The organism is Anaerosacchariphilus polymeriproducens, assembly GCF_003363435.1.
Classification (GTDB): Bacteria; Bacillota; Clostridia; order Lachnospirales; family Lachnospiraceae; genus Anaerosacchariphilus; species Anaerosacchariphilus polymeriproducens.
Window position 1 is genome coordinate 1 of the sequence record NZ_QRCT01000026.1, and the last position, 13323, is coordinate 13323.

Sequence of the window (13323 nt, forward strand, 5' to 3'; positions counted from 1 at the left end):
GACATAACACCGCTGGACTCCTATAAAAAATACCTAAATAAAATATTAATCAGTTTCTTAATCAACTTTTTATATAATTTTATTATTCTAGAAAACAGGGGTGTTAGGGAATCTCCCTAACAAGAACTTTGTATTTGTACCCACAAATGCGTATCTTGCCACCTTACTGAGTAAATTTTTCTAGATTTTTTCTAGATTATACATATAATCTAAATTAACTTCTTTCTGTTAAATAAACACTTCATCCATAAAATCTCAAACATACTATAGGTTCATAGTTAAAATCGTAATCCTATGCCAAAATTCCTTTTACTATAAAATATAAATTTATTAGTATATATAATAATTAAATACCATTAATCATCTAAATTTAATCCAGCATAAAACTCAGCTATATCAGTATTATAATTAAAAATTTCATTTGAATTTTCCGAAAATTCATAGATTGATTCATCTTCAGATCCATATTCCATTTGATCCAATCGTTTTTCTAACTGATCTATCCGTTCTTGTAGTTGATCTATTAATAAATATTCCTTGTTCTTATCCTTATTTCTTTCATATTCATCAAATTTAATTAAACAATCTACTATATAATCACTTAGATTATGGTATTCATTTCTATTAAAATTTTGAATTAACTCATACGCCTTCACATGATCCACTAATGCCAAATTAAAACGTAGATTTTTCTGTTCTATTTTTCCCATTATTTTTTCCTCCAATATAAAATTAATTTGCTTCTTCCAAAATGTCCAAATCTAAACCTTTTAATATTTCTACTATCATTCTAAAAGATTCTAATTTTACAATATCTACATCACCTAAATACTTTATTTGCATTAAATGATTATTGGTTTCTATAATTTGTTTTTTCATTTCTTGAAATACCCTAATATTTCCAACTGTAACAACTTTTTGATATAGAGAACTTTGTATCATATAGTCTTGTTTTAATAATCCTGATAATTTTATTCTCTCATCTAATATTTGCCTTTCCAGAGGTGACATTCTAAAATTAACAATTAAACTTCTCTTTCTGTTAAGGTCACCCTTCTGTTGTTTTCCCTTGTTTATCTTCTTAGATTTTCTCTTATATATTTTACTCATAATCCTTTCCCCTATCTTCATCTAATCTTTTTGCAAGTTCTAATTGTTTCGACGGATATAAATGTGCATATGTATATGTAACCGAAATACTCTCATGTCCTAATCTTTCTGCAATTTCAACTGGTGAAAATCCTAGTTCAATAAGGTGAGCACAATGACTATGTCTAATATCATGGATACGAATCCTTTTTACTCCACTTTCTTTGCATCCTCTGTCCATTTCATGATGTAAATAACTCTTTGATACAGGAAATAAACGAGTATCACTATCATATCCATACATCATACCTAGATAGTCCTCTAAATCCAAACATAAGGAATTTGGTAAATCAATCACACGATTACTTTTTTCAGTCTTTGGTTCTGTAATATAATCTTTTCCTTTTAATCGTTGATAAGATTTGTTTATTATCATTTTTCTATTTACTAAATCGATATCTCCTACTGTTAATGCAAGTAACTCCCCCTCTCTAATACCACACCAATATAATGTTTCAAATGCATAATAAGATACAGGCTTACAATACATAGTATGCATAAAGTCCGAATATTCGCTTCTTGTCCAAAATAACATTTCTTTTGCTTTTGCTTTTCCCATTTTACCTGCTTGTGATGATGGATTGACAGACAATCCATAAAATTTGCAAGCATGATTGAATACTGCACTCAATTGGTTCTGAACCGTTCGCAAATAGGTAGGGGAATAGGATTTTCCCTCTTCATCTTTTTGACCTATTAATTCATTTTGCCATTGCATAACATCCGTAACTGTTATTTCAGATAGATTTTTTTTACTAAAATAGGGAAGTATTTTCTTCTCGATAATATGTTTTTTCGTTAAATATGTATTATATTTAATTCGTGGGGTTTTTTCATCTAAATATATGCTCACAAAGGTTTCAAAACTCATATTAATATCTCTTGATTTTGATTGTAAAAAATCACGTTCCCATTCTAGAGCTTCTTTTTTTGTTTGAAATCCTCTTTTAGTTTTTGGCTTTCTGTTTCCTTGCCAATCAGTATAATAACAATATACCTTCCATGTTCCTCTCTTAAGATCTTTACTTGCAGACATCTTATCCCCTCCCTACTTTAGTTTCTGAACCAACAAATAACAATGCTTGTTCTAATTTATCAAAATCATAATTTCTCTGATTAAAATTATTAAATTTATTTTTGCTTAGATTTTGACTTGATTTTGTTCTTTTCTTAATTTCATTACACCATTTACTTATCGTTTCTACATTTAAACAATTCACATATGGATGTTGCATTATTCTCTGTATCGTAAAATCTACGACATTTTTAGAATAGTGTGATATCAATTTTTCGTATTCTAAAATTGAAAGTTCTTCTTCTCCCAACTTATATTTACACTCTTCTTTACTATATTTTTCTATACTATCCTTTACTCCACTATACTGCTCCGTCCATGGACCGTCCATTGGAGACAATTTAGTTTCCTTATTCGTCTTTGTATCTGAGCGATGTTTTTTCTCCAATAAATCTACATTTGGAATAAACTCAATTAAAAGTTCTTGATATATACTGTCTACTTTTCTATCTGCCCTAACCTTATTATTATCTCTCCAATGCACAATATATGTTACTAAATCCTCATTCAAAATTTGAACAAATCCTTTTGCAATTAATACTTTTAAATCATCTTCATTTGCTCTTATTAAATTCAGAACTGTATAAGCTTCTACTACTCCATCATCATCTGCATTTATACCTAAATGAAAATATAGGTTTTGTGAAGTTGATGGCAATTTTAAAAATTTCGCACTTTCAACTATTTTTCGTGCAAACATTCGTCTTTCTGCCATTTCTATTCCTCCTCTTGTGTATATGTAGATAATGTGCTATTTTATAATTAGTGGATATATCACATTATCTGATTTGTCTTTGCCCTTCCTTTGCCGAGGAGGGGCTTTTTTGTTTTCAACTTTTTTCTACTCCCATACCAAAAAATCTGGCATGATAATATGCCTTTGGAACTCTTCCTGATATCGTAAGATAACCCTGTGAGCGAAGTTCATCGTTCATTTCTTTCATTAATCTATAAGCTAATGCCTTAGAAATTTTCAATTCATTCATCAATGTATCTACACGTACAAAAACATCCCGATTTAAATTTTTTGTTTTATTCATATTGTATCTCCTTTATTTATCGCTTGTAATATATATTATTATAAGTAATATTTATTATATGTCAATACTTTTTATAATTTATTATTTATTTATTGCATAAAATTTGTTATAATATATACTATTATTACAAATATATATTATTTTAAAGATAGAGGAGTATTTTTATGAATTTAGGGAAGAATCTACAAAAATTAAGAAAAGACTTAAAAATGTCGCAAAAAGAATTTGCAGAATTTTTAGACATCCCCCAACCTACTATGTCTGCATACGAAAATGAACGAATTTCACCCGCTATAGATGTTTTGATACATATAGCAAAAAAATGTAATACTTCGCTTGATTGGATTTGTGGTTTAAATAACTATAATAAATCTCTTTCTTCCATGTCTGATTATGCTATTTTTCTATATGATATTTGTGAAGCAAATGAAATTGGTTGTGAATTTGAGATACATGATCGACTAGAAAATGGAACTGATGAAGAAAAACCTAATGAAACCGATGATAGATATAGATGGTATATAAAATTAACTTTTTATGGAAACGATAAATCATATCCAAATAATGTTGAAGTCTGCCAAATTACGAAAAGAATTTTTGAAGATTTTATTGATTTAGAATCCTATAGTATTTCTAAGGAAAAATATGATATGAGTAAAAAACAACTTATTGAACGCTATACTTCACCCATTACAAAAAAGGACTATCCTGAACTTAGTCTTGAAGAACGTAGAAAAAAACAGCTTGAGTATCTTATATCTTTAGAAAACGATAAGAATTAGTTTAAAATTACAAGCATTTTGCAAGCACAACCAACAAAGAAAGCCTACAAACCTTTATATATTCAAGGTTTGTAGGCTTTAATATCCTACTCAAACTCAATCGTCCCCGGCGGTTTCCCCGTACAATCGTACAGCACCCTATTCACGTGCTTCACTTCATTCACGATCCTGCTCGTCACCTTCCCAAGAACATCCCAAGGTATCTGAGCCGCTTCAGCGGTCATAAAGTCAACGGTATTCACCGCACGAAGTGCGATTGCATAATCATAAGTTCTTTCGTCGCCCATTACGCCTACAGAGCGCATGTTCGTAAGGGCTGCGAAGTATTGACCAATGCTTCTGTCTAAGCCCGCATTCGCAATTTCTTCACGGTAAATAGCATCTGCCTCCTGAACCATTTCAACTTTCTCGGCAGTCACATCTCCAATAATACGAATTCCGAGCCCGGGTCCTGGGAAAGGTTGTCTAAATACTAAGTTTTCCGGAATACCAAGTTCCAGTCCTGCTTTACGTACTTCATCTTTAAATAAGTCACGAAGAGGTTCAATGATTTCTTTAAAATCCACGAAATCAGGCAATCCACCTACATTGTGATGAGATTTTATAACAGCAGATTCACCACCCAAGCCGCTTTCTACAACGTCAGGATAAATCGTTCCCTGCACAAGGAAATCAACAGTTCCTATTTTCTTCGCTTCCTCCTCAAATACACGGATGAATTCTTCACCAATAATTTTTCGTTTTCTTTCAGGTTCTTCAATAGCGGCCAATTTTTCATAAAAGCGTTCCTGTGCGTTTACACGAATAAAGTTCAAGTCATAAGAGCCGTTCGGTCCAAATACTTCCTCTACTTCATCACCTTCATTTTTGCGGAGAAGACCATGGTCTACGAAGACACAGGTGAGCTGTTCTCCGACAGCTTTGCTTAATAAAACTGCTGCCACAGAAGAATCTACACCACCGGATAATGCACAAAGCACTTTTCCGCTGCCTACCTTTTCCCGAATAGCTTTAATAGAATCTTCAACGAAGGAGGACATGATCCAGTCACCGGCACATCCACATACGTTCATAACAAAATTGGATAAGATTTTAGTTCCTTCCACTGTATGAAGCACTTCAGGATGGAATTGAATTGCATACAGATTTTTATTAACATTCTCAGCTGCTGCAACCGGGCAGTCTGCTGTATGCGCTGTCGTGCTAAAGTCCAAAGCTGCATTGGATATATAATCATTGTGGCTCATCCAACAAATTGTAGTTGGTGATACGTTTTTAAATAGAGCAGAATTAGTATCTACCTGAACCTCTATTTTTCCATATTCACGAATCGGTGCTTTCTCAACTTTTCCGCCCAATAAGTGCATCATAAGCTGTGCTCCGTAACAAAGCCCCAGGACAGGGATTCCCAGTTCAAATAATTCTTTGGAATATGTGGGTGAATCAGTCTCAAAACAACTATTTGGTCCTCCTGTCAGAATAATTCCCTTGGGATTCATTGCTTTAATCTTCTCAATATCTGTTTTGTAAGAATATATTTCACAATATACATTGCACTCTCTTACACGTCTTGCAACTAATTGGTTGTACTGCCCACCAAAGTCTAATACAATCACAGTTTCTCTTTTCACAAAGGTTCCTCCTATACTTTATCACTTTCGTTCCTCATAGTTTATCATATAAAGCATAAATATCCGTACTGTTCATTGATCGTTGATCGCTAGTTCAGCAATTATTCTTTACGCTCATTATAATCCAAAAAATATTATATGATATCCCAGTATTGTTTACAAGCTATTTTACTCTGTTTTGTAGGTTTCCACAATTTTCTTACAAAAATACAATGTTTTACACACAATGCGCTCAATTTTTATGTAACCTCCATTTGCCTTTCCAATAACGGATCGAGAAAAAAATTCCTCTGAACAACCAGTCAATCGTCATCGCAACCCACAGACCAAAAACGCCTAAGCCTAAACTTCTTCCCAAAATATAACTGAATGCAATTCGAAATATCCACATAGATGCAATAGAAATGAGCATTGTCGCTATTACATCGTTAGCAGCACGCAATGTATATGGAATACTAAAAGATAGCGGCCATATCGTGACGCAGCATACAGCATGATAGCGGATAATTAATGTTGTGACTCTGAGCGTTTCTTCCGTCAAATGATAAGCTTTAAGAATATAAGGGCAAAAAATAAAAATTAAAATATTTACGATAAGCATACAGATATAGGTCATTTTAACCAATAGTTTCGTATAGTATTGCGCCTGCCCATAATCGCTTGCTCCTACACATTGGGCTACAACTGCAAGAATAGCTAGTCCAATTGCCATTCCGGGCATGACCTGAAACATTCCAATCGTATTCGATACTGCATTTGCTGCAATAGCTGAAGTCCCAAAGCTGGCAGCCAGACTTAAGACCAATAATTTTCCAATCTGAAACATACTGTTTTCCATTCCATTTGGTACTCCAATACGTAAAATCTTCTTTATAAGATATCCATGAAATTTGAGTTTAACACTCGGTGAAATATGTATTTCCCGTTTTGAATTTAAAAGCATTATCATAATAATCCCGGCTGCAATGATTCTGGAGATCAAAGAAGAAACGGCTGCACCTCTTACCCCCCAGTGTAAACCGTAAATAAACAATGCATTACCGGCAATATTTAATGCATTCATAAAAATGGAAATTCTCATTGTGACTTGAGAATTTCCCATAGCTCTGAATAACGCTGCACCGCTGTTATAAATGGCCAGAAAAGGAATGGATATCCCAGTTATTAACAAATAGATACTGGCATATTCCATTACCTCGTGATCTATGGCCCCAAAAACTATGTTTAGAATAATACTGCGCCCCAGCAAAACAACTCCCATAATAACTACAGAAGACACTGCTGAAAAGAGCAGCAATTGACCTGCTGCTTTACATGCTTCTTTTTTGTTTTTCTCTCCTAAGTAATGTCCCGCTACGACAGCTCCGCCTGTTGCTAAAGCAGCAAATATATTAATCAATAAAATATTGAGTGTATCTACCAGTGAAACGCCCGAAACTGCTGCCTCTCCGGTACTTGATATCATTATGATATCTGCCATCCCAACTGTGACACTTAATATTTGCTCAATTATTAGCGGAACTATTAACTTTCGTAAATCTTTTTTGGTAAAGAGCATAATTTTTCCTGACTTTCTCTTTTATCTCGTGTTTTTATTGTACTACTTAATATATTATGCTCTTATTTCGAAAAGTCAAGTAGCATTACTTTGATGTAAATATTTTTCTTTGGTAGCAAGACCACCTCTAATGTGTCTTTCCGATTTATTTATGTCTAATACTTTTCTAGCTTCTTGTGCTAAAGCTGCATTTATTAATACCAGACGTTCGGTTACGTCTTTATGTACTGTGGATTTACTCACACCAAATTGTTTCGCTGTTTGTCGCACCGTTGCATTATAATCAATGATATAGTTTGCAATTTCCACAGCTCTTTCTTCAATATATTCTTTCATATTAAATATTCCCACGTTATCTTTTTTACAAGATATGCGCGGGAACAAAAGATTATTCTTATTTGAAATTTAACTCCTGTATGAATCTGATATTCATTCATGATACCTTTCCGCTCAGAGCCTGCCAGCTCTTTGCCCTTCGCAAATACCATTATAAAAACCTACCATTCGCTCTGTAAGTTTTCCTTCCTCTACTTCATTGTAACTGAAAACTTCATACTTTGAGAATCTTTTTTTCACTTCCTCATAAAAACTTTGTAGTTGATTTGCACTTGCCGGAATTATATTGACTTCATCATAACTTTCCAGCTGCATGGTACTATAAAATTGAGAGGATATCACTAATATTACCTTTGAAATATTTTCTAACTCTAATTTTGCAAGCTGCCGCTCCAAACGGTCAAGATTAATGCCTGAATTTATAGTTAAAATAATAATATCCGCATCTGCAGCATTTCTATATGCAAAAAATAATGCTCCAAAATTATTTCTGTTATAAGTATTTAACTGCGTAATCCCTCCTGCGATATTAGCAATTACCAAATCTGTAGATTCTTGTTTGCTTAACTCATATAAATCGTGATTTATACTATAAATAGTCTCCGGAATGTTGACATTTTTGGGGTAATCATATACCTCAAAGCCAAACAAAATGCCCAGAGGATTATAGGTGATATTCTCAGACCTAATATTATGTTCTTTCAAACCTTTATATAATTCCAACTGCAATTCAAACTTTGAACTGGAATAACCTAAACTGCAAATAAAAATAACCGGCTTCTTTATATAATTTATATAATGAAACCTGCCGAACTTATGATTCTTTAAGTATCCTTTTTCGCTCTGACCTTTGAATATTCCCAGATAAACATGACTCTTAGAACGAAAGCAATTTTTATTCGTCAATAAATTACGTTTATATTCATAAGGATTAATTTCCAATATCTCATTGTAATCTTTGTCAGGAATGATTTCTCCTTTATAATTTACAAATAACTTTCTTTCCATATCATAATAGCCAATAATATTTTTATTCAATTCAGAAAGATTATTTATCAGGATATGTGGATCTGACGACATTGCTGCTACTGATTTTTCATTTACTACAAAACCTTCCTGCTCTATATCCTGTTTATCTTCCATAACGTCTTCAAAGATATAACGTGCCAGCTCTTTATTGGAAGCCAGAGGCCTTGCTTCTAAAATAAGGGATAATAATCCTGAAAAGTGTGCACAGGCAATACTATTTGATGATTTTAACTTATATACTTTCCCGAAAAGATTACAATTAAATTCATAATTTTTTATAGAAATAAAATTTTCTTCCACTTCTTCAATTTCTAAATCTTGTTCACTACTTACTACTTTAATTACATCAGGAAAATCTGCCGGATAAGATAACTCTCCATCCGATGATGCAATCAAAAAAACACCTTTACTATAGGCCTCTTGACACTTCTCAAAAAATTTTTCACTGAATTTTTCCATTTTCAGACTCAAATTAATGATGTCTGCCTCTATTTCCATACACAATTCAACTGCTTTTATAATATCTTCTTCTTTAATCGAAAATAAATCATCTGCTATATTAACATCAATAATCTGTGCATCAGGAGCTATTTTTCTAATTTCTGATGCACAAAATGTACCATGCATATTTTCTTTATAATCCATATAAATATTTTTTTTCTTTTCACCGTCCCTTACATCATTAATATTATAATGCGTTATTTGCGAATCAGGAAGATATACTCCTGAATCTAAAACTGCAATACGTACATTTTTTCCTGTAAAATTTTTTTTATAAAAATCATAATTCATATGCAATCTCCTTTAACCTATAAAAGAAAAATTATTATTTAAATTAATATCATGATCACCTTTCTCTATCAATGAAAGATATTCAACAAAATCTTTGGCAGCCTGATTTCTTATTCGGTTACAATACTCTCCGTTATAATCAATTGAGCCTTGTTTTAAGTAACAAACAGGACAGATGCGCACTGCCCAGCATTTGCTGCAATTCTTCTCAAATACATCCAAGGTCTTATTCAAGAAACGATTAAGCTTTTCATAATCAATCCAATGGTAAACATCACCGATTTCAAATTCCAAAACTTCTTCCTTTACTTTTTCGCAAACCAATAACTCGCCATCCACTTTTAAATATATTTTTTTTAAATATGGAAAACAAAAACTACAAGGATTGGATATCTCATGAGATTTTAATTGTAAACGATTATGAATTTTTTTGACCCCTTCTTGTTTCGTTCCTTTTCTGACTCCAACAAGAGGTTCACGTTCTTCCTTATTTTCTATTAAATATTTTTCTTTAAAGTAGTCGGTTGGCTGCAATTCAAATATATTAACTTTACAGTCCTCAAAAAATTCTTTTAATAATTCGCTCTGACAGGGGGGAGCGGCCACTGCATTATAACTAATCTTTGTTTTAAAATAGTTCAAATTAGTTCTTTTTATTTTTCTGAGATTATCCATAATCCTCTTGTAGGTCGGTTCCCCATTTTTATCAATCCTATAGCGGTCGTGAATTCTCTCAGGTCCATCAAGACTTACTGTAATGAAAAAATCATTCTCGATTAAATAATCACAAATTTCTTGCTTTTCTAAGAACAATCCGTTGGTCGTAATCAAATACAAAATATTTTGCCCAAAATGGTTATTATTTGCATAATCTACGGCATGTTGAACCAAATCAAACTGCAAAAGCGGTTCTCCTCCATAAAATGAAATGGTTATTTCTTTACTCTCTTTTGAATGAATCATGAATTGGTCAATGGCCTTCTCTAACATGCTTTTGCTCATTTGCTGAGGTTGATGACCTTCTCTATCTTTTTTGTAATTGGTACAATACTCACATCTCATATTGCACTCTTCCGTTAAAGAAATAATTAGAGTTTTCTGTTTGTTTTCAATAATCCAACGATACACATGATCTTCAAGAGGAGATTTAAATGTAATGAAATCCTCTTGATAAATATCCCTAAGTTTGTTTTCGTTAATAAACTTTTGATAAATATCATTATTTCTTTCGTTTTTAATGATATTGAAGATTCTTTTTGGTAATTCAACAAGTTCATTCTCATATGCATCGTAAATATATTGCTTACTTTTTGTTTCTAGTAATTTATACAAACTCATTTTTTCACTCCAATCATATTATATCTTATATAAGGAATAAAGTTATGTATCAAGTCTTATTATAAAGCCATAATTGTTCTTGACTGAATCCGCTTCTTACTTATTAGTCTCGAGCAAATATTTTGGCTTACCAATTAATACGTCCCTGACTATTCTTTCTTGTTACAATACTTGCAAAACATAAATTACATTTTTGCAGGTTTCATAATTACTACCTCCTTAATTAACTATTTCTCGTTCATGTTACTAACTTTATTCCTTATTCCTTTAAATTCTCCTTGTTGCAATATAATAATCTTGTCCCAATTTTAAACACAAAAATCCCATGCCTTTTATACAAGATATGCATGGGATTAGAGTAATATTCGTTTTAATCATAAACCTAGTAATATTTTCTGTTTTCCAGATTGCGTTTATATTCCTTCCATTCCGGTAAAAATTTGTCCATATAAGCAACAAATTTGTCGTTATGTTTTCTTTCCAACAAATGTACCATTTCATGTACGACTACATATTCTAAACATTGGATCGGCCTTTTGGCCAGCTGCAGATTCAACCATATTCTTCTGTCTCTGATATTGCAGGTCCCCCATCGTGTTTTCATATTCTTAACACCCCAGTCATCTACTTTCACCTTCATAGTATTCTCCCACTTACGAATAAAAATCGGAATATAAAATTTCATCTGTTCTCTATACCATTTAAGTAAGACCTTTTCACGCTGTTTTAAAGTACTGGAATCTTTTACTCTTAAAATCAGCTTGTCCCCTTCTATTTTTACATGATTCCTGTGGTAAGATATTACTTCTAATTCATAGTCCCTGCCCCACAAATAAATGGTCTCACCGGAGATATATTGATGCTCTATCGGAAGTTCTAGCTTTTGAAATTCTTTCTGCTTTTCTTCAATCCAAGATAACTTTATCTGTACAAACTTCTTGATTTCTGATTCCGGCATCAAATAAGGAGCACTTATCTGAACTTGTCCATCCGGAGCTTTTACTTTAAGATAAAGATTTTTGATTCGTTTCTTTTCTATAAAAAGCGGAATTCCTTCCACTATTATCTTCTTCATTCAGATTCTCCTTTTATTCTATAATACAAACCATTATAACTTATAACCGATCTTATTTCCAATTTCTTTTACCCTATATTGCCTAGACAATCGTCGAAAAAAAAGATATAATTTTATAAAAACCTTATACATGGGAGGATATAACATGGGATTAATCAGAGCGATGAAAAATGCTGTAGGAAGTGTTACCGCTGATCAGTGGCGTGAGTATTTTTACTGCGATTCAATAGACAGTGATATCTTAGTAACGAAGGGACAGAAACGTACTGCCGAAAAAAGAAGAAGCAGCAATACCAAGGCAGAGGACAATATTATCAGTAATGGTTCTATTGTAGCAGTGAATGAGGGACAATGCATGATTATTGTAGACCAGGGTAAAATCGTAGAAGTCTGCGCGGAAGCCGGAGAATTTGTTTATGACACCTCAACAGAAGCCAGTCTGTTTTATGGTGATTTAAGTTCTAATATTTCAAAAACTTTTTCTAATATCGGAAAACGGTTTACATTTGGTGGTGATACTGCGAAAGACCAGCGAATTTATTTTTTCAATACCAAAGAAATAATGGGTAATAAATACGGTACTGCGAATCCCGTACCTTTCCGCGTAGTTGATACAAATATCGGTTTAGACATTGATATCGCCATTCGGTGTTTTGGCGAATATTCCTATAAAATCGTAGATCCACTACTTTTCTATTCAAACGTTTCTGGAAATGTAACGGAAGAATATAGCAGAACAGAAATTGATGATCAATTAAAATCTGAACTAATGACAGTTTTGCAGCCAGCTTTTGCTAAAATTTCTGCAATGGGAATCCGCTACAGTTCTTTACCTGGACATACGATAGAAATTTCAGAAGCTTTAAAGGAACTGCTATCAGCCAAATGGACAGAACTTCGTGGAATCGAAATCAGCTCTTTTGGTATTAATGGAGTGAAAGCATCTGAAGAAGACGAGGCTTTAATTAAAGAAATGCAGAAAAATGCTGTTCTTCGAAACCCAGGTATGGCCGCTGCTACTTTAGTTGGTGCACAATCTGAAGCAATGAAAGCTGCTGCTTCTAATACTTCTACAGGTCCAATGATGGCCTTCGCCGGTATGAATATGGCTGCCAATGCAGGTGGAATGAATGCAAATACACTCTTCAATATGGCTCAAGACCAACAAGCAACCTCTCCTTTGACGAACTCAAATGCGGTAAATGATACAACACAATCTACTCCTGAAAACAGTTGGACTTGTTCTTGTGGCAAAACTGGTAATACGGGGAAATTCTGTACGGAATGCGGACAATCCAAACCTGCTGACAATTTAGGATGGACTTGTTCTTGTGGTGCTGTCAACAAAGGGAACTTCTGCCAGGAATGTGGAGCTAAAAGGCCTGTCGGTGCCCCATTATATCGATGTGATAAATGTGGATGGGAACCTGCCGATCCCAAAAATCCTCCTAAATTCTGTCCGGAATGTGGAGATATATTCAATGATGAGGATATTAAAAAATAATTTTTGATATCTAA

At 33.0% G+C, this 13323-nt stretch carries 13 protein-coding genes; 2 read left to right on the forward strand and 11 right to left on the reverse strand.

Annotation, left to right across the window (positions count from 1 at the left end; translation table 11 throughout):
• Positions 1–356: 356 nt before the first annotated feature.
• The 5 genes from DWV06_RS09410 to DWV06_RS09430 all read right to left on the reverse strand — a co-directional run bounded on the left by DWV06_RS09410 (position 357) and on the right by DWV06_RS09430 (position 3264).
• Positions 357–710 carry a hypothetical protein gene (locus DWV06_RS09410; protein ID WP_115481931.1) on the reverse strand — a complete coding sequence of 118 codons (354 nt, stop codon included), beginning with the start codon at positions 708–710 and terminating at the stop codon, positions 357–359.
• A 22-nt stretch (positions 711–732) separates the two neighbouring features.
• The gene (locus DWV06_RS09415) at positions 733–1110 is read right to left on the reverse strand and encodes a plasmid mobilization protein (protein WP_115481932.1); all 378 of its coding nucleotides are present in this window, start codon (positions 1108–1110) and stop codon (positions 733–735) included.
• Positions 1103–2185: a site-specific integrase gene (locus DWV06_RS09420; RefSeq protein WP_115481933.1), complete on the reverse strand. Its 1083-nt coding sequence runs from the start codon at positions 2183–2185 to the stop codon at positions 1103–1105. The genes DWV06_RS09415 and DWV06_RS09420 overlap by 8 nt, the downstream gene beginning before the upstream one ends.
• 1 nt (position 2186) lies before the next feature.
• A complete protein-coding gene (locus tag DWV06_RS09425) occupies positions 2187–2939 on the reverse strand; it encodes a replisome organizer (protein ID WP_115481934.1) in 753 nt (250 codons plus the stop codon).
• A gap of 115 nt (positions 2940–3054) precedes the next feature.
• On the reverse strand, positions 3055–3264 hold the full coding sequence (locus DWV06_RS09430; RefSeq protein WP_115481935.1) for a LysR family transcriptional regulator: 210 nt from the start codon (positions 3262–3264) through the stop codon (positions 3055–3057).
• 164 nt (positions 3265–3428) lie between these two features.
• On the opposite strand from DWV06_RS09430, the gene DWV06_RS09435 reads away from it, so the two are divergent.
• Entirely contained in the window at positions 3429–4046 is a 618-nt protein-coding gene (locus DWV06_RS09435; RefSeq protein ID WP_115481936.1) for a helix-turn-helix domain-containing protein, read from the forward strand.
• 86 nt (positions 4047–4132) lie between these two features.
• Here DWV06_RS09435 and guaA read toward each other — a convergent pair whose 3' ends face one another.
• The 6 genes from guaA to DWV06_RS09465 form a co-directional block, all read right to left on the reverse strand.
• Entirely contained in the window at positions 4133–5677 is a 1545-nt protein-coding gene (gene guaA / locus DWV06_RS09440; RefSeq protein ID WP_115481937.1) for a glutamine-hydrolyzing GMP synthase, read from the reverse strand.
• A gap of 232 nt (positions 5678–5909) precedes the next feature.
• On the reverse strand, positions 5910–7235 hold the full coding sequence (locus DWV06_RS09445) for an MATE family efflux transporter (protein WP_115481938.1): 1326 nt from the start codon (positions 7233–7235) through the stop codon (positions 5910–5912).
• 75 nt (positions 7236–7310) lie between these two features.
• A complete protein-coding gene (gene spoIIID, locus DWV06_RS09450) occupies positions 7311–7571 on the reverse strand; it encodes a sporulation transcriptional regulator SpoIIID (RefSeq protein WP_115481939.1) in 261 nt (86 codons plus the stop codon).
• Between the two features lie 114 nt (positions 7572–7685).
• Positions 7686–9392, reverse strand: coding sequence for a S8 family serine peptidase (locus tag DWV06_RS09455; protein WP_115481940.1), 1707 nt, complete (start codon positions 9390–9392; stop codon positions 7686–7688).
• A 12-nt stretch (positions 9393–9404) separates the two neighbouring features.
• On the reverse strand, positions 9405–10730 hold the full coding sequence (locus DWV06_RS09460; RefSeq protein WP_115481941.1) for a radical SAM protein: 1326 nt from the start codon (positions 10728–10730) through the stop codon (positions 9405–9407).
• Positions 10731–11112: 382 nt separating this feature from the next.
• Positions 11113–11805: a M48 family metallopeptidase gene (locus tag DWV06_RS09465; protein ID WP_115481942.1), complete on the reverse strand. Its 693-nt coding sequence runs from the start codon at positions 11803–11805 to the stop codon at positions 11113–11115.
• A gap of 145 nt (positions 11806–11950) precedes the next feature.
• Here DWV06_RS09465 and DWV06_RS09470 point away from each other — a divergent pair, with 145 nt between their 5' ends.
• Positions 11951–13309, forward strand: coding sequence for an SPFH domain-containing protein (locus DWV06_RS09470; RefSeq protein WP_115481943.1), 1359 nt, complete (start codon positions 11951–11953; stop codon positions 13307–13309).
• The last annotated feature ends 14 nt before the right edge of the window (positions 13310–13323 follow it).